The organism is Planctomycetota bacterium, assembly GCA_018242585.1.
In the GTDB taxonomy this organism is placed as follows: domain Bacteria; phylum Planctomycetota; class Planctomycetia; order Pirellulales; family PNKZ01; genus JAFEBQ01.
This window is the reverse complement of the sequence record JAFEBQ010000015.1, coordinates 110,260-134,442: the sequence shown is the minus strand read 5'-3', so window position 1 is coordinate 134,442 and position 24,183 is coordinate 110,260. Positions and strand designations below refer to the sequence as shown.

Genomic DNA, 24,183 nt, shown 5'->3' with positions numbered 1-24,183 from the left:
AAGTCCCCCGAACCTCACCACTTGATCTGGCTTTGCACTGGTAGCCGGTGCATGTCTTGGCGCTTTTCGATCGGCCAGGCGCGCAGCTCGTCGACCAGTTGGACCAGGCCATTGACGGCCGCTTCGAAGATGATCTTTCCTTTCTCGGCCGTCCCCTTGGTGGCGTCGCCATGCACGCCCGTCTTGGTCCAGCGCCCCCAAAAGTCGTTGAACCGAACCGGGTAGTTCATCGTGCTGTCGCTGCTGACGAACTTGCCCATCCGATCGTTGTCTTCAACCGCCTTGTCCATCTGCACGCGCTCGGGGGCCAGGTGCAAATACAACGACGTTTCGAATTCGTCGGCATGCGCGATCACCGGCGACTCGCGAATCTTCAAAAACTCGTCGAGCAGAAAATGAAAATACGTCGTCGCGAAGCAGAGCGAGTTCGTCTCGAGCACCGTCCGACGGGCGATCAGGTCAATCAGCGGCGCGTTCGAGCCGTGGCCATTCACCAGCAGAATCTTTTGAAAGCCGTGGTAGGCGACGCTCTTGGTGATGTTCAGGCAGAAAGCGATGAACGTCTCGGGCTCGATGTGAATCGTGCCGGGGAAGTCGATATGGTGCAGGTTCAGCCCATAGGCGATCGGCGGCAGGACCAGCACGCGATCAGGCGCGCGGCGGCCGACTTCCAGACAGACCGACTCGGCCAGGAAGACATCGACATCAATCGGCAGATGATGCCCATGCTGCTCGGTCGATCCGGTGGGCAGGATAATCAGCTTTTGCGCCGCGATGGCGTCGTTCATCTCGGGCCAGGTCAGGCGGTTGTAGCGATACTCGTTGGCAGCGCCCATGCGTCGTTTGCTTTCTATAGAAGAGTTAAGGTGCGATCAATTTCGTCGATCCGCCCGCGGCGCGCAAATCGGCCAGCTTCTGTCGCGCTTGCTGGAAGTATTCGACGGCGGCTTCCTGCTCGGCGAACTTCTTCTTGTTCTTGAATTCGGCGATTAAGTCATCGAGCCGCGCGACCAGCCAGTCGACATCCCCTTCGCGATACGGCGGCCGCCCGTCGACCGTGACATAGACCGGGTTCGTGTGCGCCTCGACATCGGGCTGGCCAGGTGGCGATTTTGTCCAACACTTGGCGGCGATCCACATCGGGTAGTCGACGTTGATTTCGCCGTCGTATTGAAAAATGTCGAGCGGCCGGTCGGAACGCGACATCGTAAATGACGGCTGCCCGTTGACGACAATCGCCATCTCCCGCGGCAGGCCAACTTCAGCGCTAATCTTGACTCGTACTTTCAGTGGTCGCTTGTCATTCGCCGAGCGTTCGATCACGTCGCCCGGCCGGTGGCCGTCGACTTCGAGTAAGAGCATCGGCCCGGTCGTGAAGAAGCTCCGCCCTTCGGCCAACCGTTGGCACCACTGGGCGAACGTCGGCCGCTCGGGCGAAAAGACATACGTCCGACAATCCCCCAGCGCCCGGCAGTAAGGATAGTCGCACGCCCCGAGCGCGGGGAACTGGTAACCGATGTTCAGCATGTGATACCAGCCTTCGAGCGCCACGCCCCGGTACTCGGCGAACTGCAGCAACTCGACGCCGTTGGTGTCGCGGCGGGCGAAGTCGGCGTAAATCTCCTTGGCATAACCGCCGTGCGCGTGAAAGGCGAACCCCTTCAGCTTCCGCGCTTCAGAGCCCAGCACCCCCAGCGGCGGCCAATAGTTCGGCTCGACCGAGGCCCCTTCCAGCACCAACCGATCGTGCAGGAACAACAGGATGTGCCCGTAGGTGCCGCCGACGATTTCCTGGCCGGCGGCGATCGAGTAGTTGCCGCGCGATTTGATCGCTTCGAGGCCGAACGCCCGTTGCTGGTGGAGGTTTCGCTCCATCAGGCCGCTGTAATTCCGCCCATCCTGGTTGTTGGCCAACAGCACGCCGTATTGCATGTCCTCGGCCATCATCAGGTCGAGCGCCCGAGCTTCCTCGGCGTCGTTACGCCGATCCAGGTGAATATGCACGTCCCCCGAGTAATAGCCCAGGTCAGTCATCGTGATGCCGCGCTCGAGCGTGAGCCGCACCGACTCGGTCGCGCCCTGTTTGACGTCGAGTTCTTGGACCAACGGGCGATATTCATAGCCGCGCCAGACTTCGACGCGCGTCGCGCCGGTCGGCACGCGGACTTCGCTCTCGCCGGCGGTGTAGAAGAACCAGCCGTAGTAACGAAACGGCCCTTTGCCGGCCCGATTGCCCAATCGGTGCAGGCTGTAGGGCGCGAGCGTGTTCTCGGCCGGCTCGTAGTAATTACCATCGCTGCCCACCACGTTCACGCGGCAGAACGTCGGCTCGCCGGTGGCGCGATCGACGATCCGCAACTTCACCAGCCCGGTGTCCGATCCATCGGCCACCAGCGGCTTGCCGGCTTGTTGAAACCCTGGCGGAGTGTGAATGGCGTCTTCGGCCTGCTGATCGACCAGCTTTGCCGCTTCGGCCGGCGGATGGGCGTACACGCAGTCAATGCCCAGGCCGAGTAGCACGATGCCAATGACAAAGCGAGCGGACATGCGACGATCCGATTCAAGCGCGCGAGTTCCAGTCAGATTAACGGCGCTAGAATAAGGCATCGGAATCCGTCGATGCAAATAGATTCGCCTTTTCATTCAACTCCTTCTTCTTTGCGTCCTTTGCGTCTTTGCGGTTCAAAATAAAAAAGCCCAGGAGGTGAACTCCTGGGCTTGGAAAACGATCTGTCGTTTCTTCACTAGGAACTAGGAACCAGCAACTAGCAACTTCTAAGACCCCTTCTTCCGATTCTCGCGGCGGCGGTCGGCCTCGGCCAAAATCGACTTGCGCAGGCGAATTTTGTCGGGCGTGACTTCCACCAATTCGTCGTCTTCGATGTATTCGAGCGCCATTTCCAGCGACATTTGCCGCGGCGGCTTCAAGATGATGTTCTCATCGCTCCCCGAGGCGCGCATGTTCGTCAGCTTCTTCTCGCGGCACGGATTCACGGGCATGTCTTCCTGCCGCGCGTTTTCGCCAACGATCATCCCTTCGTAAATCTCGTCACCCGGCGCGACGAACAAGTCGGATCGTTCTTGCAAGCCGTACAGGCCAAACCCCACCGCCTTGCCCGACACCATCGAGATCAGCACACCGTTCAAGCGGCCGGCGATATCCCCTTCGATCGCTTGGTACGATTCGAACCGGTGGTGGATCACCGCGGTCCCTTGCGTGGCGTTGAGCATCCGCGTCCTAAGGCCGATCAGCCCGCGAGCCGGAATCGTGAACCGCAACGTGCAGTATTGCCCGCGGGTGTGCATTTCAAGCATCCGCCCGTAGCGCGAGCCGACCAGTTCCATGACCGGTCCCATCCGCTCGGGCGGAACTTCAACGACCAGCGACTCGAACGGCTCTTCGGTCACGCCGTTGTTGTCGCGCGTGATCACGCGCGGCTTGCCGACCGACAACTCGTAGCCTTCACGGCGCATCGTCTCGATCAGCACCGACAGGTGCAACAGCCCGCGGCCTGCCACGGCAAAGGCGTCGGTTCCGTCGATCGGCCGGACGCGCATGGCGACGTTGCGTTCGAGTTCCTTCATCAACCGCTCGCGCAGATTGCGCGTGGTGACGTATTTGCCCGAGCGGCCGGCGAACGGCGAGGTGTTGATGCTGAACCGCATTTCCAGCGTCGGCTGATCGACGGTCAATCGCGGCAAGGCCCGCGGGTTCTCGATGTCGGTGACCGTGTCGCCGATTTCGATTTTTTCCAGGCCCACCAGCGCTACCACGTCGCCAGCGGTCGCCTCGTCGACTTCGACCTTGCCGAGCTTTTCGAAGACGTTGACGTTGATGACCCGTGCCGGGGCGATCTTGCCGTCGGCCTGGGTCAGGCCAACACGCTGCCCCTTCTTGACCGAGCCGGCGTAGATGCGGCCGATGGCAATGCGGCCGACGTAGTCGCTCCAATCGAGCGTGGTGACCAACATTTGCAGCGGCGATTCCGCGTCGACGACTGGCCCAGGGATGTGTTCCAGCACCATGTCCAGCAGCGGCTTGATCGAGTCGGTCGGCACGTTGAAGTCGTGCGTGGCGTAGCCGTCGCGACCACAGGCGTAGATGTATGGAAAATCGGCCAACTCGTCGTCGGCCCCCAGCTCCATGAACAGCTCGAAGACTTCGTTCAGGACTTCGGTGGGGCGGGCGTCCGAGCGGTCGATCTTGTTGATGACCACGATCGGCTTCAGCCCGAACTCGATCGCCTTGGAAAGCACGAAGCGAGTTTGCGGCATCGGCCCTTCGGCGGCGTCGACCAGCACCAAGGCGCCGTCGGCCATTCGCAACACGCGCTCGACCTCGCCGCCAAAGTCGGCGTGGCCCGGCGTGTCGATCAAGTTAATCTTGATCCCGGCGTAGTGCATGGCGCAGTTCTTGGCCAGGATCGTGATGCCACGTTCCCGTTCCAGATCGTTCGAGTCCAGCACGCAGGTCTCGGCCAGTTCGCTGGCGCGGAACTCGCCGCTGGCCTTCAGCAAGCAGTCGACCAGGGTCGTCTTGCCGTGGTCGACGTGNNGTGCGCGATGATGGCCAGGTTGCGGATATCCTGGCGACGAGTGACGGTGCTTTCGGGCATGGCAGCTTCGGCGGTTGACATTCGATTCGTGTTCCGGGACAGGTCAATAGTTTGAGCGGGGCAATTCGGATCGGCAGTGCGCATCAGACAGAGAGACGTGCCACCAGCGCGCCCGGACATATCACGTCCCGTGGCGCGAGGGGCCGCCCGCCTCGTCGGGCGAGCGATCATCGCGGCCTGGGCGGTCCCACGACCAGCGGCCCAAGCACCTGCGCAGCGAGCAAATCAATTATCCGTTTCAGGGGGCACTCGGACAACCCCAAAAACACCTTGCTACGATTAGCTTTGCGCTTAGCAGCCCCCGTTATACGGCCAAGGCGCGATGGCAAATGCGCTGCAATGAGTGAGATTGCGCGGTGCAAACGCGAAATCACGTTGACTTTGACCGGCGGTAGCGCGACATTAAGCGCGCTGTCACGCAGCCCCCTCCCTAAACAGACTTCCCACCCATCCACGCCAAGGAGATTTGCGCCATGTTGCTATTCGCACGCGGAACTTTGATCGCTGGACTGCTTGTTGCTCTGACCGGCGTGGCTCGCGCCGACGTCAAGGTGACCGTCTCGGACATGCACCTTTGCTGCGGCGCTTGCCTGAAAGGGGTCGAGAAGGCCATCGCCCCGGTCACCGGCGCTTCGGTTACCTGTGACAAGGACGCCGCCTCGTGTACCATCACCGCCGCCGACGACGCCACCGCCGGCAAAGCGGTTGCCGCCTTGGCCGCGGCTGGCTTTCACGGCACGATCGACAACGCCAAGCTCGCCATGACCGACGACAGCGGCGCTCCGTCGGGCAATGTCAAACGACTGCAAGTCTCGGGCATCCACAACTGCTGTGGCTCTTGCACCAAGGCCATCAAGGGAGCCGTCAAGGACGTGGCCGGCGTCAAGGAAGACAACTGCAAGGCGAAGGAAACTTCGTTTGTCGTCGAAGGCGATTTCTCGGCCTCGGCGCTGGTCAAGGCGCTGAACGAAGCCGGCTTCCATGTGAAGGTGTCGCAGTAAGGCACCTGCCAAACGCCATCGGCCTCTTTGCGCCAATCACTGGGCGTGAAGCAACCCTTCTCCCGCCGGGAGAAGGTGGCCGACAGGCCGGATGAGGGTCAGCGAACAATTGGAACGCCGCGCGAGCCTGATACGGAACCCTCATCCGTCGGCTAACGCCGCCACCTTCTCCCGAAGGGAGAAGGGTTCATATCAACCCGTTCGAGGGTTCCTTGCGTTCCGCGTCGCTACTCCGCCTTCTTATCTGGGCGGCGGGCTTCGGCGTTGATCGCCTTGCCGGCATTTTCGGTCCTGGCCGGCGGCTGCACCTTGTTGAACAAGAAGCCCATCACGAACCAGCCATTGTTTTCGGTCGAGCCGAAGACGCCGCTGGTGTCGAAGTATTTGCGCACCACGGCAAAGTCGGGCAGCTTCTCGCCGTTCAGCTTCGGCTTTCGCACTTCCCCTTCGGCGACCTCGCTGCTGAAGATCGCGTTCAGCGCCTCGGCAATTGGCAGGTCCGCCTCGGGCAGCTTGCCGATCCGGAACAACTCATAGGCCAAGTACAGCCGCTCGTCGTCCCGATTGAACATCTGGATGCAGCGCGGCGTCTTGTGAAACACGCCGCATTCGTTCAGAACCTTGGCGTAAGCCTGATCGTCGGCCAACGGCTTGGCGGCCTTTGGCGACTTGATGATCGCGACCAGTGAATCAACGTGCGTGGCGATGAACATCCAACCGTGGGCCACGGTCACCGCCTGGTGCGGCGGCTGAGCCGCGGCGGCCACCTGGTTCTGGCCGTCGACCTGTACCTGCACGGCCGGCACACCGTCTTCCTCGGGCATCATCTCGAAGATGCGGTGCGTCTTGCCGGCGACGATCACTTCGTGAATGCGAACTTCCTTGTCCCCTTGCATCGCCCTTTCGACGGCCGCAGCGAGCTTGGCTTCGTTCTTGGCTTCGACGGCGAACAACCGACGCTGGCTGTAGGGCCCAACAGGCAACTCCGTGTCGATCAAGAAAATACAGTGCTGACCGGTGTGAGCGACCAAGTCGTCGCGCAAATCAATTTGAGGACCGTTCGGATCCGTCTTGATGCTGTCGAGCACATCCTTCCAGACTCCTTCTTCACCGTCGCCGGCAAACTCATCGAACAAGGTGTCGAAGTGGTCGAAGGCGTTCAGCACGTCCCAGCTAAAGGCCGTGTAGCTGGCGATCTTGCTCGGCACCCATTTCGGCACCGGAAAGGCTTTAGCGTTCGGGAAGGTCAACACCTTCATGCCGCGCTCGAACGGCTGGGGGGCCAGGACGTAATTGCTATGAATCAGGCCATACGGCGCCGCGTCCAGCACCACTACGCCCGCCGCCGCCTTGAGCGCGGCGAACTCCCGCGAGAGCACCTTCGACAAGTCGCGGCCGCCCATCTTGCGGTTCATATTCCCTTGCAACGCCGACAAGGTGGCCAGCGGGTCAACGTACCAGCGCACGTCGGGCTTCAAGTCATTGCGATTCGCCTGCTTGCTGGTAGCCACATAGTCTTCGTTGGTGTTGAGGCCGTCCTTAGTCCGGTTCTTCCAACGCACCAGGATGTCTTCGACGACAGCCAGGTTGTCGGCAAAACCCAACAGCCCTTCGTGCAGGAAGTAGATCGCCGTGATTGTTTCCTTGCGCTCGCCCCTGGGGGGAATGGTGAACACGGTCAGCGTGACCTGGCCGGCTTTGCTTTCCTGGGTGGCGCGTTTGGCGCCGTCCTTGAGCATCCGAGTTTCGACCTTCTTAAGGGCGGCTTGCGCCTGAGGAACATTTTGCGCCACGTCGAACAGCACCACGCCGCCAACGACTTTACTTGGCAGTTCGACCAGCCCTGCCGAGACTTCACCGCTGGGCAAAGCTTCAAGGTCTTCGAGCGGCATTCCCAGCCGTTCGGCAACCGTTCCCTTGTCACCGTCCAGTTGCTTGCGCAAATCGGCGGTAAATGCTTCCATCTTCTCGTCTTGCAACAGCAGGCCGAGCGGCGTGCGATTGAACTTTTCGATCGCGTCGGGCCAGTTGGCTACCGAGACAAACGCCTTGGTCGTGGCCGGAAACAGTTGATCCCCCGGCGGAATCTCGGCCAAGGCCCCCTGGGCCAGGCCTACAACCAGCGCCACAGCGCAAACGGCGGCTGCCAACAGCGTTCGGAACATCGATTCGATCCTTCTCATGGTGCGATTCGGGACGGCGGACGATTGTCGTCGCCAATGCTACGGTTTGCGATCGTCGCACTGACCGTGCGATTACGCCGCAAATGCAATCTCGACATGCGCGCGCCAGACCGGCATGCTGTCCCCTTCTATACCGATGGAACCTTTTTGACGCTAGAGCTTTCCGCCGCGCGGCACGGGTCTGCTAGCACACCCTTTCGCATGGGGCGCGATTCCGGGATACTGGCGACTGACACAACAGCCTGTCAGGTTTTCCCAGCTTCACATTCTGCCATGCGCGACTTCCAGCACGAAGCTCTCTGTCACGATCCCGTGCATGGCTACATCCCGTTCACCACCGGCGGCGACGTGGCCGCGCGGGGCCCTGATTCCGCGCACCACGGTGCGATGGTCGAGGTGACCGAGCGGCAGTTGATCGACCATCCTTGGTTGCAACGCCTGCGTCAGATTCACCAGCTGCAAACCGCGTTCTGGGTTTTCCCTACGGCCGAGCACAGTCGGTTTCAGCACGTGCTCGGCGCCATGCATCTGGCCAGCCGCGCCGTGGCCACGTTGTACGATTCGCTGCGTGAAGTCTGTCCCGACGTTCCCAGCCAGGCCTACGTCGAAGCGCTGATGCGGATGGCGGCCCTGCTGCACGACGTAGGCCACGGCCCGTTCGGCCATTTTCTCGACGAGCACCTGCTCCGACATTACGACCTGACGCACGAGACATTGGGAAGCGAGATCATCCGTCGCGAGCTCGCGCCACTGCTCCGCGGCATTCGCCGCACGCCCAATGGCACGCTGGCTGCGGCTGAGACGCTCGACCCCGAGCAAATCTGCCAGCTCATCGTGCGTCCGACCGCCGGCGACGACTTGCCACGCTGGCTCCGATTCTTGCGCAGCCTATTCAGCGGGCTGTACACGGTCGACAACATGGACTTTGTCCTCCGCGACGCCTATATGTCGGGCTACGCGGCCCACGCCTTCGATCTCGACCGGTTGCTGCGCTACAGCTTCTTCAGCGCCTCGGGCCTGACGATTCATGCCCGAGGGCTACCGGCTTTGGTCCGCTTCCTGAGCGTGCGGGCCGAATTGTTTCGCGTCCTTTACTTTCACCGCACCGTGCGCTCGATCGATCTGACGTTGGCCGATCTGTTCGCCGACAGCCGCGAGTACTTGTTCGCCGGCAATCCGCGCGAACGGCTCGAAGAGTACCGCCGGTTCACCGATTACTCGTTGCTGGTCGACGTGGCCCGTTGGCCCTTGTCGAACGATCCGCGGCAACGCGAACTGGGAGATCGCTGGCAGGCATTGCTAAATCGGCAGTTGCGCTGGAAGCTGGCCGCTGAGCGCACCGTGTTTTTCGATCCGGCCCGGCCCGAGACGGGCAGCATCTTCAGCCGCCCCGACTTTTTCGAGCAAGCGCTGCGGGCCCAGTTACCGGCGGCGCTGCGTGAACTGCCGCTGCGCGTTGACGTGCCCCGCCACATGCACCGGCCCGGCACGCGCGGCCCCACGGCGGGCCAGAACTTTGTCTACGATCCGGCCCGCGATGAAGTGCGGCCCCTGGACGACAGCGAGTTGGTCCGCCAGATGCCCCTGGGCTATCGCATTTGCCGCGTGTATGCCGAAACGGCCGAGCACCGCGCGCCCTTGGCCGCGGCGCTCGATGCGTTGGCCGGTTCGGGCGTGATCGATGATCGAACCAATATGTGACGTTACGAGTCATTATTTACGTTGATTGCAAATGACCAAACCCCAAGGACCAATGACCAAATGGGAGTGTTCGCCAATGGACATTGGGCCTTGGGCGTTGGTGCTTAGAGTATCTGTCTCAATCTTGTGAAGGCGCACACCTTGTACGACGTCTACGACAACCCACTAATCGCCCGCTATGCTTCCGACGCCATGTCCGAGTTGTGGAGCCCGCGGACCAAGTTTCGCACCTGGCGCAAGTTGTGGGTCGCGCTGGCTGAAGCGGAAGCTGAACTAGGGCTGCCAATCTCGGCGGCCGAGATCGCCGAGCTACGCGCCAACATCGACAACGTCGACTTCACCGCCGCCGAGGTCTACGAGCGCAAGCTGCGCCACGACGTGATGGCCCATGTCCACGCCTATGGCGATCAATGCCCGAACGCGCGGCGGATCATTCACCTGGGGGCCACCAGTTGCTACGTCACCGACAACACCGACTTGTTGTTGATTCGCGACGCGTTGCGCACGGTGCGCGATCGACTGATCGGCGTGATCGAACGGCTGGGCAAGTTCGCCCGCAAGCATCGTTCGCTGGCCTGCCTGGCCTACACGCACTTGCAGCCGGCCCAGCCGACCACCGTGGGCAAGCGGGCCTGTCTGTGGATCTACGACCTGGTGCAAGACCTGGCCGACGTCGAGTTCCGCATCAACAACTTGCGGGCGCGCGGCGTGAAGGGAACCACCGGCACCCAGGCCAGCTTCCTGGAACTGTTCGGCGGCGATCACGCCAAAGTTCGTCAGCTTGACCGGCTCGTTTGCCAGAAGATGGGATTCGACAGCAGCTACGCCGTGACCGGCCAGACCTATTCACGCAAGGTCGACGCGCAAGTGCTCGACACGTTGGCCGGCATCGCCGGTTCAGCCCACAAGACTGGCACCGACCTCCGGCTGTTGCAAAGCTTCAAAGAGGTCGAAGAGCCGTTCGAGGCGGATCAAATCGGTAGCTCGGCCATGGCCTACAAGCGGAACCCGATGCGGGCCGAACGCATTTGCGGTCTGGCGCGCTTTGTTCACAGCTTGCAATCGAGCGGGCATGCCACGCTGGCCACGCAATGGATGGAACGGACGCTTGACGACAGCGCGAACCGCCGCTTGACGTTGCCGCAAGCGTTTCTGGCAATCGATGCGATTCTGATCATCTATCAAAACGTCGCGTCGAACCTGGTGGTCTATCCGCACGTGATTCGTCAACGGTTGGCGGCCGAGTTGCCCTTCATGGCAACCGAGAACATTTTGATGGCCGCGGTTGCCCAGGGGGGCGATCGACAGACCCTGCACGAGCAGATTCGCCGCCACAGCCAGGCCGCCGGCGCGGTTGTCAAGCAAGAAGGGGGCGCGAACGATTTGTTGGCGCGCATTGCCGCCGATCCTGCATTGGCCGGCGTCGATTTGAGCGACGTGCTCGACCCGGCCAAGTATGTCGGTCGCGCGCCGGAACAAGTCGACGAGTTCCTGGCCGAAGTCGTGACGCCGATCGTGGCCAGCCAAGGCTCGCGCGCCACCGACGTGAACCTGCGCGTTTAGGTTTTCTGGTCCGGGCCAAGCCATGAACGAGTCGCTGAAACAAATCCTCGCGCCTGACGATCCGGCACTCGATGCGCTGTGCGAGCGCTTGCGCGGCGCGGCCGATGCGCTCGACACCAGCGGCGCTTGGCCGGCCCAGCAACTGGCCTGGCTGGGCGAAGCGGGCGTCTATCGTTGGTTCTTGCCCGAGGAGTACGGCGGCTGTGGCTGGAGCGAGGCGGACGTCATTCGCGGCTACTTGCGTCTGAGCGCCGCCTGTCTGACCACGACGTTTATCGTTACCCAGCGCACTGGCGCGTGCCGACGGATCGCCGACTGCGAAAACGACGCCAGCAAGTCGCGCTGGCTGCCGCCGCTGCTGACTGACGAAGCCTTCGCCACGGTCGGCATTTCGCACCTGACCACCAGCCGTCGTTATCTGCAGCGCCCCGTCTTGCGTGCCGCAGCGCGCGGCACAGGTTACCTGCTCGACGGTTACAGCCCCTGGGTCACCGGCGCCGATGCCGCCGACTGCGTGGTAATTGGCGCGATGCTCGACGACGGCCGGCAACTGCTCGTGGCGCTGCCGACCGACGCGCCCGGCGTATCAACCGAAGCGCCGGCCCAGTTGGTCGCCCTGTCGGCCAGTCACACCGGGCCGCTGCGACTAAACAACGTCGAAGTTCCGGCCGAATGGATCCTGGCCGGCCCGATCGAGAATGTCATGTCCCGTGGCAGCGGATCAACCGGCGGCCTGCAAACGTCGACGCTCGCGCTCGGCCTGAGCCGCGCCGCGACCGAGTATATGCTGACCGAAGCCGAGCGCGGCCGCACCGAGCTGCGCGCGCCGGCCGAGTCGCTAGCCGCCGAGTGCGAGCAAACTATCGCTGATGTGCTGGCGGTGGCCGAAGGGCAGCCGGCGTGTTCTTCGGAAGACCTGCGCGGCCGCGCCAACAGCATCGCCCTCCGTTCGACCCAGGCGGCGCTGGCCGCGGCCAAAGGGGCCGGCTATGTTGTGGGACATCCGACGGGGCGCTGGTGCCGCGAGGCGTTGTTCTTCCTGGTGTGGAGCTGCCCGCAGCCGGTGCTGAACGCCACGTTGTGCGAACTGGCAGGACTGGAATAAGCAATGACCGATCCCAAAGTGGTCTGGCACGCGACCAGCGTCACCCGCGCCGAGCGCGAACAATTGAATGGCCATCGGGGCTGCGTGGTCTGGTTCACGGGCCTGAGCGGCAGCGGCAAGAGCACGGTCGCCAACCAGGTCGACGTGGCGTTGACATGTGCGGGCATGCACACTTTTCTGCTCGATGGCGACAACGTGCGGCACGGCCTGAACGCGACGCCCAAGCTGCTCGAGGCGACGCACGGCGGCGAGTTTGCCCGCCGCTTTGGCCTGGGCTTTTCCGCCGAGGATCGCGAGGAAAACATCCGCCGCATCGGCTCGGTCGCCCAATTGTTCTGCGAAGCGGGCCTGATCGTATTGACCGCGTTTGTCAGCCCTTACCGCCGCGATCGGGACCGGGTCCGGGCGCTACTCGCGCCAGGAGACTTCATCGAAGTCTTTGTCGACACGCCGCTGGCGGTCTGCGAAGCCCGCGATCCCAAGGGACTTTACAAGCAAGCCCGAGCCGGGACATTGAAAGGAATGACGGGAATCGACGACCCGTACGAGCCTCCTGAGTGCCCCGAGTTGACCCTGGCCGGGGGTACAGCGCCGGCTGAGCAATTGGCCGAACAGGTCGTCAACTATCTTCGTCAATCAGGAAAGCTAGCAATCGGGCCGGCGAAGAGCTAGCATATGAAGCGTGCCGAAAATGTTGACAGGCCGACATTTGCCGCTCTAATTGCGCGAGAAGTAATGGATTGTGTCGGCGACGCGAGTTGCCAAATTGCGCAAGTGAGCGATGCCGGCGCCTCTTCGCGAGTTGAGGGATCAACGCATGAAGTCTCATCTGTGGAGCGCCGACGAGTCGTTTCTCGATGACGACGGACTGGACGATGACGCCCTGGCGCGTCGCATCACGCTCTGCGTCCTGGCCCGCACCGGGCGGCAGATTCGCAACCTGAGAGTCGATGTCGACGGTGAAGAAGTCCGGCTCACCGGGAACTGCAGCACCTTCTACTGCAAACAGCTCGCCCAGCAAGCCGCGATGGACATCATTCACGGCCTGGCGCTGAGCAACGATCTGCAAGTTCACGGCAACCGGTAAGCAGCGCCAAGTTCACGCCGCACGAACCGCGCGCCGGGCGACGATCTCGTCGTACACGGCCAGTATCTCGCGGCAATTCCGTTCCAGCGCGTGATCGAGCGCCAACTGGCGCGCCGCCGCGCCGAGCGATGCCCGATGCTCGGCATCGAACAGCGGTGTCAACGCTGTGGCCAACTCGGCATCGTCCGCTGGGTCGGCGACGATGTACCCCTCTTGCCCTGGCGTGATCAATTCGCCGGCGCCGTTGAAGCGGCTGGTCACCACGGGCAGCCCGCAGGCCAGCGCCTCGAGCACCACCAGACTGCACGGGTCGTAGAACGTCGGCAGCACGTAAGCGTCGGCCGCACCGTAATAAGGCCGTGGGTCATCGACGTGCCCGACCAGAGTGACACGCTCGGCAATGCCCAGTCGGTCGAGTTGACGCTGCCAAGGAGCCAATCGTTTGCCGCCGACGACGACTGCTCGAACTGGCAAGCCTTGCTGGGCCAGTCGCGCCGTCGCGCGCAACAGAGTCGGCACTCCCTTACGGCGAAAGTTGATCGCCACGATCAACAGCAGTACCTCGCCGTCGCGCACGTCCAGCTTGGCGCGCATCGACTGGCGGTGTTCGGCGATCTGGTCCGGCGCGAAGCGCGCCGTGTCGATGCCGTTGTAGACCAGTCGAATCTGACTGGCCGGCACATTGTGATATTGCCGCATGTTCGTGGCCAGCATTTGCGAGATGGCCAGGTAAATCCGCCGCGGGTCGCCGTATTGCCGGTCCCCCACCTGCTTGAACTCGCGATAGCGCGGCAGCCAGCGCGCGGCCAGGCGCTTGAACGGCCGCAGCCAGCGCGGCTCGATCAACAATTGCTGCTCGAACATCGCCTCGCGAATGCCCGCGTGCGGCAACAACAAGTCGCCGTACCAGCCGTCGCCGTTATCGTGAACAACGTCCAAGTTCAGCCGACGAGCGACGGCTTCGGCCGCCGTGGCGAACTCGACGCGCGACGAGCCGGCCCGCACGGGCTCGAAGATCAAGCCGGCGTCCTGCATCGACGGGGCGATGTCCCGCGCGATGGCGTGGACCTCGTGCCCCAGTCGAGCGAGTCGCCGCGCGAACTGGCACGTCCACATTTCCGCGCCGCCGCGCCGCGGATCAAAATGTTCGATCACCAAGCCAATTCTCATGCGTGTACCCCGTGCCGGTTTTCGAGCTGGGCGTGTTTCAACAGCACCAGCCGGGCGAATCGCTGCTGGGCCACGCCGAGCTTGTCGCTTTGCAAGTAGCGGCGCAAGAACCGTAGTCGTTGCGTATTGCTAATCCGCTCGCGCGCGGCCGAGTAGGACAATTGCCCCAGGTCTTTGAGCAGCCAGCGGCGACGGCCGCGCGTGCGATGTTCGACGCGCTGCAGATCGATCAGCGTGACGTCAAATTGCCCCGGCGTCGGCTCCGCCACGAAAAAGTGGCAACAGTAAAAGTCGCGATGATTGAAACCGGCCTGGTGGAACCGCCGGGCCAGATCGGCAACCTGATCGAGCAGCCGGTCCAGGTCGGCATCGCGCCGCGTGCCGCGCTCGGTCAGGGTTGCAAACCGCTGATCGAGAAAATGGTCGAGTTGCGTGTAACCGGTCAGCTCCTCGGTCAAGACAAACGACTCGCAACCGCCGTCGGGCAATTGCCGTTCGCCACAGGCAATCGCCCGCAGTGCCGCGATCCCCGCCGCGGCCAAGCGCTCGGCATTCAGCGCCTCGCGCCGGCCGTCACTGGCGTCGGCTTGTTCATCGCGGCCAAACGGCCACCAGCGCCACGCGCTCGCCGGACACCGATGCCGCTTGAGCCAAGCGCCGACGCGCCGGCCATCGTCAAGCACTAGTTCCAGCCGGCGACTCTCGCGGTTCGCAATCTTGCGAAACAGCGAACCTTGCTCCGTGGTCAGGTAGTCGGCGAACGTCGCGAGCCCGGCGCGGTTGAGCGCCGCGGCGAATTGCGGATCGACCCACAATTGTCCTCCGGCGGCGTCGACAACCTGACAGGGTTCAAGCGGCATGGACCTGTTCTCCTCCGCCCAGGTGCGCCGCCACGGCCCGGTAAACCTGCTCCACGGTCAAATCGCGCATGCAGCGATGATGACCCAGCGGGCAGACGCGTTGTTGGCACGGCGAGCAATCAAGCCGCAATTGCAAGTTTGTCGCGTGAGGAAAGTGGTTGTCGCTCCACGCCTGGTCGGTCGGCCCGAAGAGTGTCACCACCGGCACGCCGAACGCCCCGGCGAAATGTCGCGGCCCGCTATCGGTAGTGACCAGCAACTCGCTGCGCCGCACGCAAGCCTTGCTGAGCCCGAGGCCGATGTCCTCGTTGGCCAGGCTGACCACCCGGGGGTGATTCGCGCCGGCCACGATTTGCGCGGCGATCGCCCGCTCACTCGGGCCGCACAGCACCAACACGGAACGATCAAGCTGCAGGACGATCCGCCGCGCCAATTCGGCGAAGTATTCCGTCGGCCACAGCTTGGCCGCGCCGAACGCGCCGCTGGAATTCAACGTCACTACACGTTGACCGACCAGGGCGTGCTTGCGCCACAGGGCGTCGACCTGGAACTCGTCGACGCCGCGCGTCGCCAGTTCCATCACGGGCGATTCACGCTCGCAACCTAGCGCGTAGGCCAGTTCCAGGTAATAATCGAGCACCGGGCCCGGCACGTACTTGCGGCCATGCATCGTGGGCCGCAGCGGATGGGTCAGCAGCCAGCTCCGCCCCTCGCGGCCGTAGCCCACGCGCTGTTTAGCGCCGCTCAGCCAGCCCAGCAGCGCCGTCCGCCACGAATTGGTCATCAGCACCACGGCATCGAGCCGAGCTTGGCGCAGCTGGACCAGTACGTTGAAGTCCTTGACGTGCGGATCGCAGCTGCGCGGGTCGTAGTGAATTACCGAGTCGAGCCAGCGCGTGCCGGCCAGCACGTCGGCCACGTGGGGCCGCATGACGCCAATCAGCCGGTCGTCGCCAAACCGGCGACTCAGCGCGCGCAACGTCGGCGTGGCCATCACCACATCACCGACCCAATTTGGCAAGAAGATTCCGACGTTCATCGCGGCACTTGGCCCTCGGCGTTCCAATCAAGCGGCTTTGCGGCCGGGCGTGTGCCGCGCGGAGGACGATTCGCTCGACGAGGCCAGCACGTCGGGCTGCAACTGACTGAGGAATTGCTGTTCAACGCCGGCAGGGAGCGACACGACATAGCGGACACAGGCCAAGGCCGCGAGCAGACTCGCCCGCTCGTCCGCCGCAGCGCCAAGCATTGAGATCGTCGCGTTACCACCGGCGCTCGAGCCATCGACCGCCACGACCAGCACGTCGGCGGAACTGGCGGCCGCTTCGAGCGCGCGCACCTGAGCCAGATCGAACGTCGCGAACGTGCCGCGCACCAGGGCGATTCGCTCGCCCGAGGCGCGATGCGCCGTGGCCAGGGCCAGCAGCGCGTCCGGCTCGACGACTTTACCGAGTTGCAACGGCCGATCGGCCAGCAAGCGGGTGCGGATTTCGGCACGGGGAATCACCGCCACGCCGACCTTTTCGACTTCCAGCCCGCCGGCCACGTTCCCCAGTCGCACACAGTCGGCCGGCGCCAGACCAGCGGCCACGCAGACGCCGATCATCGCCAGCACCATATCCCCAGCGCCGGTAATGTCGTAAACGGCCCGCGGCTTCGTGGGATAGATTTCCCCATCGCCACCGCGGTCGACCAGGGCCATGCCGTCCCGGTCGAGCGTGACGATGGAAAAGTCGAGGCCGAGCGAAGTTTTCAAGCGCTCGGCCGCTTCGAGGGCTGCCGTCCTGGAATCAATGGTCAGGCCCGTCGCCTGGCCGGCTTCAGTTCGGTTGGGCGTCATGCTGGTCGCGCCGCGATAGCGAGAATAGTCGTGGCCGCGGATCGGGTCGACGAGCACCGGCACGTCGAGTTCGCGGCAGCGGTCGATCACCTTGCGCAATAGCGCCGGCGTGCAGACGCCCTTGTCGTAGTCCGAGATCAGCACCACGTCGTGCTGACCGATCAGCGTCGCCAACCGCTGGGCGAATTGAGCCTCCAAGGCCGCGCCGATCGGGGCGCGCACTTCGCTGTCGACGCGCAGGATCTGGTGCGGGTGTCGGCCCTGAGCACGGCCGATGAAGCGCTCTTTCACGGTGGTCGGCCGAGTCGCGTCGGCCAGCAGCAAGTCGGCATTGGCGCCGCACGACGTCAGCAGCTCGCGGACCTGACGGCCGTCGAGATCGTCGCCGACGATGCCGGCGCAGGTGACCTGGGCGTCGAGTCCGCGCAACATGGCGGCCACGTTGCCAGCCCCGCCAAGTCGGGCTTCGCGATGATCGGCGCGCAGCAAAATGACCGGCGCTTCCTGACTGACGCGTTCGGCGTCACCCCAGGTGTAGCGATCGAGGATGAAGTCCCCCAGGACCAGCACGCGGGGCTGGCCCAATCGTTCGAGACACGTCAACAAGTCGCTAGTGCTCATTGGTCGGATGAGGTCGTGGACAAAGGAATTAGTCGCCAGGCGCGCAGGGTTCGCGCGTCGCCAAAGCACAATGCTAGCGGCGCGCGTTGCGCACGCCCGGGGAAGATAACTCGCTGGCCCCGCACGACCAATAGCGAATGGTTGCTAGCGGAACTGCAACCCATGAATGCCGTGAATTTAACGTGCTGTCAGGCGAGCGAATTCCGGTCGACCGGCAGGACGGCGTCGATGGCCGCGATCAAATCACCCTGCCCGGCCGTGAACTCGAGCCCGATCGCTAAGGCCCACAGCGGCACGCCGCCGAGTTGATCGACGCCGATTTTGACCAGATCCTTGTGTGTGCAAACCACCGCGTCGGCGGAATTCGTGCGTGCCCAAGCGGTCAACTCTTCGACATCGCCTCGCGAGTAGGCGTGATGGTCGGTGAACGTCATCAACTCGGCAACTTGATAGCCGCATTGTTCGAGCGAGTGGCGAAAGCCAGCCGGGTTGCCGATGCCACAAAACGCCGCGACGCGCTTACCCGCCAGGTGCCCCAGCGGTTGTGCCGCGCCGCTTGACGCGAGCAAGCGCTGGGGACGATGAACGGCCTCGGCCCAGACTGCGTCGGGGGAAATCTTTGAGACTTGTGAGTGTAGCGTCGCGCGCTCGGCCATGGGCAGCATGTCGGCGCGCGAGAGGACGACCGCGTCGGCCCGGACAATGCCCGAGAACGGCTCGCGCAACATCCCCCGCGGAAAGACATGCCCCAGCCCGGTCGGATCGGCGGCGTCGAGCAGCACCAGGTCAAAGTCTCGCGCCAATCGGCGGTGTTGAAAGCCGTCGTCCAACACCACCACCTCGGCGGCGAACTCCTCGACGGCGGTTTGCGCCGCCTCGTGCCGATTGGGGTTTTGCAGATGGGGCACGTCGGGTAAGCGCTGTTCGAGTTCGAGCGCCTCGTCGTTGCGCGCGCCGGCTTCGGCCCCATAACCCCGGCTGACAATCGCCACGCGCAAACCGCGGTCGCGCAAATGCTGAGCCAGCCACGAGACCATCGGCGTCTTGCCGGTGCCTCCCATCGTCAGATTGCCCACACAGATCACCGGCGCATCGACATGCTTGATCTCGGCGCGGCCGGAGTCATAGCGCCAGTTGCGCAGCCGCATGGCGCACGAGTAGGGAACTTCGGCCAGGCACAATGCCGCGCGGCCGAGCGATGCCCTGAGTCCCGACGAGCGCCCCGAGACCAAATCGCGCCAGCGCTGCGCTAGATCGGCCATGGGTTCGCCCGCGCGACGGTTTAGAGCTTGGCGATGATGGCGTCGGCCATTTCGCGCGTGCCGACGGCGGTCGGATCGTTCCGGTCGGCCTTCAGATCGTAGGTGACTCGCTTCCCTTCGGCGATCACGTCGGCCACGGCCTTTTCGAGCCGCTGGGACGCTTTTTCTTCCTTGAGGTGCTTGAGCATTAGCATGCCCGACAGAATCAACGCCGTCGGGTTGACCTTGTTCTGCCCCTTGTACTTGGGAGCGCTGCCGTGGGTGGCCTCGAACACCGCGCCTTCGGGGCCGATGTTCGCGCCCGGCGCCACGCCCAAGCCACCGACCAGGCCGGCGGCCAGGTCGCTGAGCACGTCACCATACAGGTTCGGCAACACCAGCACATCGTACAACTCGGGCTTCTGGACGAGCTGCATGCACATGTTGTCGACGATCCGGTCTTCGAACTCGATGTCCGGGTATTCCTTGGCCACGTTGCGGGCCACTTCCAGGAACAACCCGTCGGAGAACTTCATGATGTTCGCCTTGTGGACCGCAGTCACTTTCTTGCGACCGTTGGCCCGGGCGTAATCGAAGCCACAGCGGAAGATCCGCTCGCTGCCCGACACGCTGATTGGCTTGATGCTGATGCCGGTCTCGGCGGCGCTGGTCTTGACCTTGCCGCTCTTGGAATGTTCGTTGATGAACTTGATCAGCTCGGCGGTCTCGGGCTTGCCGCGTTCGAACTCGGTGCCGGCGTACAAGTCTTCGGTGTTCTCGCGCACGATCACCAGGTCGACCGGAATATGGCTGAAGTAGGAGCGGACTCCCTTGTAGATCTTGCAGGGGCGAATGCAGGCGTACAGTCCGAACGCCTGACGCAAGTGGACGTTGATGCTGCGAAAGCCCGTGCCGACCGGCGTGGTGATCGGGGCCTTGAGCGCACAGCGAGTCCGCTTGATGCTTTCCAGCACCGCATCGGGAAGCGGCGTGCCGGTGCGGGCCATCACGTCGACGCCGGCCTCTTGCACGTCCCAGTTGATCTTCACACCCGTGGCGTCGACACAGCGGCGAGCGGCCTCGGCAAGTTCAGGTCCGGTGCCGTCCCCGGTGATCAGAGTAACTTCGTAGGCCATGAGCGTGGTAACCTTCGGTTGAAACAGGGCAAGCTGGGTGGCGGTTAGTCGTCTGGGACAAAATTATCAGATGCCCCGGGGAGCGTCAAACGAGCGGGAAACGGCAGGGTTTGTCGCTCGCCTTGAGCCAGCAGAGAAGGCAAAATCGACCACGACGGCACGACGGACACGACGTAGGAGGCAGGAAGTTGGCATCCAGTGGGTTCGACTCGGGTAGCACCGACAACTTGTTGTCGGTGTCGCGTCAGCGACAAGAGGGTGCGGGAACGGTCTGCAACGCTCTCCGGTGTCATTCAGGCAAACGCGATTGACTCCGGCGCTCGATCCCTCTTGCTGCTGCGCAGCCCCTCGCCTTGAGCCAGCAGAGAAGACAAAATCGACCACGACGGCACGACGGACACGACGTCGGAGGCAGGAAGTCGGCATCCAGTGGGTTCGACTCGGGTAGCACCGACAACTTGTTGTCGGTGTCGCGCCAGCGACAAGAGGGTGCGGGAACGGTCTGCAACGCTCTCCGGTGTCATTCAGGCAAACGCGATTGACTCCGGCGCTCGGTCCCTCTTGCTGCCGCGCAGCCCCGACAACCGAGTTGTCGCGGCTACCCCATTGTTGCCGGCAACCCAGGGATTACGCATTTACGGGGCGCGGTTGCCGCAGGGCTTTCAGCCCATGCCAGACGCCGTAGGCCGCGCGCGTGAGGTCGCTGGGCAGAATACTCAGTGCAAACTGCGCCGCAGTGGCCGGCTGCAACGGCTTGTACCGCAAGCTGGCCCCCAGGTGACGTCGCGCCGCCTGCCGGTCGCCGGCCCGCAACTCTTCGCGGCCGATCCAACTGTGCGATTCGGCGAACCGGCGATTGATCAGCCGGCGTGGCAGGTCGCTACGGTCGCCGGCGCGGGCCAGGCCGCGCTCGAGCGTCAGCAGATTGTTCCGGGCAATGTGCAATTGGTTGGCGGCCGACGAAAGTTGATCGGTCGAACCGATCCGGTAGAGAATGCTCGGCACGTTCATGTAACCGACCGGACCAAACGAGGTCGTCCGCAGGTGGAAGTCATAATCTTCGCCGGTGACGGGCAAGGTGACATCAAAGCCGCCCACCTGTCGCAACCGCTCGCGCCGCATCAACACGGTCGACGTATGGATCAGGTTTCCCAGAATCATGTATCGGAAGATATTGCCCACGTAATACCGCTCGTCGGCATACTCGGCCGGCACTTCGGGAAAGTCACGGCCGACAGCGCCGACATTCTGCTTGGCAAAGACTTCGTCGGTGGTGACAAACGTATAGGCGTTGTAATACGTGCGCAAGTAACGTGGTGCGACGATCGTGCCGGTCTCGTCGATGGCCGACATCTCGGTCCACACGTTGCCCGCTTCGGGAAAGCGACGCAGGAACGCGACCTGGGCCCTCAGTTTCCACGGCAGCCAGGCATCGTCGGAATCGAGCAGGGCGATGAACTCGCCACGGGCAGCCAACAGCCCCGTATTCCGGGCCGCCGAAACACCAGCGTTTGCTTGATGGAAATATCGGACGCGCGGGTCAGTAAACCTGGCGACGACTTCGCGAGTATGGTCGGTCGAACCGTCGTCAACGACCAAGGCTTCGACCTCGGTGTGTGTCTGGTCCAGCACGCTTTGAATGGCGCGGCCCAGCAAATCGGCGCGGTTGTAGGTGGGAATGACCACGCTGACCAGGTTCGGCACGCCCGGCCCGGCGCCAATCGCGAGATTGTCACTCATCGTTCGCGGTTCCCTTCGAGAAAGCAGGCCATGCTCATTGGCGCCCCTTGCGCAATGATTGGCAAAGATCAAGTGCGAACCACGTGCCACCGGTTGCAGAGTCGAGGAACGACTTTCAGGGAGGGGCGAGCCACCGAGCTTAGCCTCCTACTCCGTCTTGACTTAGCAGCTACCGCTCGGCCAAGAGCGCAAACGCTTTGCCGCAGGCTGGCCGTTGCCAAATCGCCACACGTTGCGTCACAGCAACACCAGACTGGACGAAGGGGCGCGAACCTTGCCGCCCCGACGCCCCTCGTATGGCTGCCCGGGTGTCGCCCGTAAAGCAGCGACGGACGGCCCCACGGGTCGAATGTTGCGGGCGGTAACGACGATGCCGGTTCTGCCGTCAAGGCAATGGCTTACAGCGTAGCGCAAGGCGATAAATGGCCACGCTTTACCTTGCAAACTGGCCCCGTCTCCCCTAGGCTAATGATCTTGTCCCGAGTGCAACCGCTCGGGCTCTTTTCGACGCAACGATCCCTTCAAAGCAGGTTTCCATCCGTGGCCACAGCAGCCAAGCCCAACGTCAGCAATCAACTGGTCAGCGGCGCCGACATTGCCGTGCAGTGCCTGATCAATCAAGGCGTCAAGGTGATGTTCGCCTATCCCGGCGGCGCGAGCATGCCCTTGCACCAGTCACTGACCCGGTTCAAGGACCAACTCCGCACCGTATTGCCCCGCCACGAACAAGGTTGCGGCTTTGGCGCGCAAGGCTATTCGCGGTCGACAGGTCTGCCCAGCGTCTGCATGGCCACCAGCGGCCCCGGCGCCACCAACCTGGTTACCTGCATTGCCGACGCCAAACTGGACAGCATTCCCCTGATCGCCATTACGGGGCAGGTTCCCACCCGCGTGATCGGCACCGATGCCTTCCAAGAAACGCCCATTGTCGAAGTCTGTCGCGGGATCACCAAGCATCACTACCTGGTGACCGATGTGAACGACATCACGCGCGTGATGCGCGAAGCGTTCCACATCGCCACCACGGGTCGCCCGGGCCCGGTGCTGATCGATATGCCCAAGGACGTGCAACAAGCTCACTGCGTTCCCGACTATGACGCCCCGATGAACCTGCCGGGCTACAAGCCAACGCGCAAGGCGCCGCCCGAGCAACTGGCCCAGGTCGTGGCGGCCATCAAGCGCGCCAAGCGGCCGGTAATTTACGCCGGCGGCGGCATTATCTCTTCAGACGCGGCCCAAGAACTGCGGACCCTGGTCAAGAAGACCGGCATTCCGGTCACGATGACCGTGATGGGGCTGGGTGCGTTCCCGAACGAAGATCCGTTGTCGCTCGACATGCTGGGCATGCACGGCAGCGTCTACGCCAACATGGCCGTCGACCAGGCCGACTTGCTGGTGGCGCTGGGCGTGCGATTCGACGACCGCGTGACTGGCAAGGTGGCCGAGTTCGCCAAGCACGGGTTCATCGTTCATATCGACATCGACCCGTCCGAATTGAACAAGAACAAGGAAGCGCACATCCCAATTGCCAGCGACGTGAAATACGCGCTGACCGAGCTGAACAAGATTGTCGAGCGGCCGACCGCCGACTTGCAGCCCTGGTACGACCAAATTGCCGCTTGGAAGAAGTCGGACCCGTTCAAGTACGACACGAACTTCGCGGGTATCACGTCGCAGAGCGCGATTAGCGAGCTGTCGCGGCTGACGCAGAATCGCGACACGATCATCAGCGTGGGCGTGGGCCAACACCAGATGTGGACTGCCCAGTTCTACAAGTTCCGCAATCCGCGCACGTTCCTCAGCAGTTCGGGTCTGGGGACGATGGGCTTTGGGCTGCCGGCGGCCGTGGGCGCCAAAATCGCCCACCCCGACAAGCTGGTCGTCGACATCGACGGCGACGGCAGCTTCCAGATGAACATCCAGGAACTGGCCACCTGCTTCTGCGAGAAGGTGCCAGTCAAGGTGTTGCTGCTGAACAACCAGCACTTGGGCATGGTCGTGCAGTGGGAGGACCGCTTCCACCAGTCGAACCGCGCTCACACCTACCTGGGTCCGATCGACGATCCCGAGGCCACCGGCCAGGGCGACGGGCTGGGGCCGAAGCGCCGCTTTCCCGACTTTGTGGCCATCGCCAAGGGCTATGGCTGCGGCGGCCGCTCGATCCGGCTCAAGTCGGAACTGACCGAAGCCTTGCAAGAAATGATCGACTACGACGGGCCATACGTGCTCGATGTCGAAGTGCCGTATCAGGAGCACGTGCTGCCGATGATTCCGACGGGCAAGACCGTGCAAGACCTGATCAAGGAATAACCGCCGCGA

The 24,183-nt window shown here is 63.2% G+C and carries 17 protein-coding genes and 1 pseudogene; 7 read left to right on the top strand and 11 right to left on the bottom strand.

The genetic code is table 11. The annotated features are described in order from the left end of the window. Window positions 1-14 precede the first annotated feature (14 nt). The 3 genes and pseudogenes from JSS27_08470 to typA all read right to left on the bottom strand — a co-directional run bounded on the left by JSS27_08470 (window position 15) and on the right by typA (window position 4,637). Window positions 15-836, bottom strand: coding sequence for a creatininase family protein (locus JSS27_08470; GenBank protein ID MBS0208971.1), 822 nt, complete (start codon window positions 834-836; stop codon window positions 15-17). A 25-nt stretch (window positions 837-861) separates the two neighbouring features. Next, entirely contained in the window at window positions 862-2,547 is a 1,686-nt protein-coding gene (locus JSS27_08465) for a CehA/McbA family metallohydrolase (GenBank protein MBS0208970.1), read from the bottom strand. Window positions 2,548-2,775: 228 nt separating this feature from the next. After that, window positions 2,776-4,637, bottom strand: a pseudogene (gene typA / locus JSS27_08460) (translational GTPase TypA). Window positions 4,638-5,089: 452 nt separating this feature from the next. Here typA and JSS27_08455 point away from each other — a divergent pair. Next, window positions 5,090-5,617: a cation transporter gene (locus tag JSS27_08455; GenBank protein ID MBS0208969.1), complete on the top strand. Its 528-nt coding sequence runs from the start codon at window positions 5,090-5,092 to the stop codon at window positions 5,615-5,617. A gap of 227 nt (window positions 5,618-5,844) precedes the next feature. Here JSS27_08455 and JSS27_08450 read toward each other — a convergent pair whose 3' ends face one another. Continuing rightward, complete coding sequence (locus JSS27_08450; GenBank protein MBS0208968.1) at window positions 5,845-7,782, bottom strand: hypothetical protein; 1,938 nt, start codon at window positions 7,780-7,782, stop codon at window positions 5,845-5,847. 291 nt (window positions 7,783-8,073) lie between these two features. On the opposite strand from JSS27_08450, the gene JSS27_08445 reads away from it, so the two are divergent. The 5 genes from JSS27_08445 to JSS27_08425 all read left to right on the top strand — a co-directional run bounded on the left by JSS27_08445 (window position 8,074) and on the right by JSS27_08425 (window position 13,256). Then, window positions 8,074-9,501, top strand: coding sequence for an HD domain-containing protein (locus JSS27_08445; protein ID MBS0208967.1), 1,428 nt, complete (start codon window positions 8,074-8,076; stop codon window positions 9,499-9,501). Between the two features lie 192 nt (window positions 9,502-9,693). Next, on the top strand, window positions 9,694-11,064 hold the full coding sequence (locus JSS27_08440) for an adenylosuccinate lyase (GenBank protein MBS0208966.1): 1,371 nt from the start codon (window positions 9,694-9,696) through the stop codon (window positions 11,062-11,064). Window positions 11,065-11,086: 22 nt separating this feature from the next. Continuing rightward, complete coding sequence (locus tag JSS27_08435; protein MBS0208965.1) at window positions 11,087-12,169, top strand: acyl-CoA/acyl-ACP dehydrogenase; 1,083 nt, start codon at window positions 11,087-11,089, stop codon at window positions 12,167-12,169. Window positions 12,170-12,172: 3 nt separating this feature from the next. After that, window positions 12,173-12,841 (top strand): adenylyl-sulfate kinase, encoded by a 669-nt coding sequence (gene cysC / locus JSS27_08430; protein ID MBS0208964.1) that lies wholly within the window; start codon window positions 12,173-12,175, stop codon window positions 12,839-12,841. 145 nt (window positions 12,842-12,986) lie between these two features. After that, window positions 12,987-13,256: a hypothetical protein gene (locus JSS27_08425; protein MBS0208963.1), complete on the top strand. Its 270-nt coding sequence runs from the start codon at window positions 12,987-12,989 to the stop codon at window positions 13,254-13,256. 12 nt (window positions 13,257-13,268) lie between these two features. Here JSS27_08425 and JSS27_08420 read toward each other — a convergent pair whose 3' ends face one another. The 7 genes from JSS27_08420 to JSS27_08390 all read right to left on the bottom strand — a co-directional run bounded on the left by JSS27_08420 (window position 13,269) and on the right by JSS27_08390 (window position 21,864). Then, a complete protein-coding gene (locus JSS27_08420) occupies window positions 13,269-14,426 on the bottom strand; it encodes a glycosyltransferase family 4 protein (GenBank protein MBS0208962.1) in 1,158 nt (385 codons plus the stop codon). After that, on the bottom strand, window positions 14,423-15,286 hold the full coding sequence (locus JSS27_08415; protein ID MBS0208961.1) for a hypothetical protein: 864 nt from the start codon (window positions 15,284-15,286) through the stop codon (window positions 14,423-14,425). Before JSS27_08415 ends, JSS27_08420 begins: the two co-directional genes overlap by 4 nt. Then, window positions 15,276-16,325, bottom strand: coding sequence for a lipopolysaccharide heptosyltransferase II (gene waaF, locus JSS27_08410; GenBank protein ID MBS0208960.1), 1,050 nt, complete (start codon window positions 16,323-16,325; stop codon window positions 15,276-15,278). Before waaF ends, JSS27_08415 begins: the two co-directional genes overlap by 11 nt. Window positions 16,326-16,352: 27 nt before the next feature. After that, window positions 16,353-17,747: a bifunctional heptose 7-phosphate kinase/heptose 1-phosphate adenyltransferase gene (locus JSS27_08405; GenBank protein MBS0208959.1), complete on the bottom strand. Its 1,395-nt coding sequence runs from the start codon at window positions 17,745-17,747 to the stop codon at window positions 16,353-16,355. A gap of 188 nt (window positions 17,748-17,935) precedes the next feature. Beyond that, a complete protein-coding gene (gene lpxK / locus JSS27_08400) occupies window positions 17,936-19,009 on the bottom strand; it encodes a tetraacyldisaccharide 4'-kinase (GenBank protein MBS0208958.1) in 1,074 nt (357 codons plus the stop codon). Between the two features lie 20 nt (window positions 19,010-19,029). Beyond that, window positions 19,030-20,124: an isocitrate/isopropylmalate dehydrogenase family protein gene (locus JSS27_08395; protein ID MBS0208957.1), complete on the bottom strand. Its 1,095-nt coding sequence runs from the start codon at window positions 20,122-20,124 to the stop codon at window positions 19,030-19,032. Between the two features lie 627 nt (window positions 20,125-20,751). Further along, window positions 20,752-21,864 carry a glycosyltransferase family 2 protein gene (locus JSS27_08390; GenBank protein ID MBS0208956.1) on the bottom strand — a complete coding sequence of 371 codons (1,113 nt, stop codon included), beginning with the start codon at window positions 21,862-21,864 and terminating at the stop codon, window positions 20,752-20,754. Between the two features lie 468 nt (window positions 21,865-22,332). Between JSS27_08390 and ilvB the strand changes: the two genes are divergently transcribed. Beyond that, window positions 22,333-24,174, top strand: a complete 1,842-nt coding sequence (gene ilvB / locus JSS27_08385; protein MBS0208955.1) for a biosynthetic-type acetolactate synthase large subunit — start codon at window positions 22,333-22,335, stop codon at window positions 24,172-24,174. The last annotated feature ends 9 nt before the right edge of the window (window positions 24,175-24,183 follow it).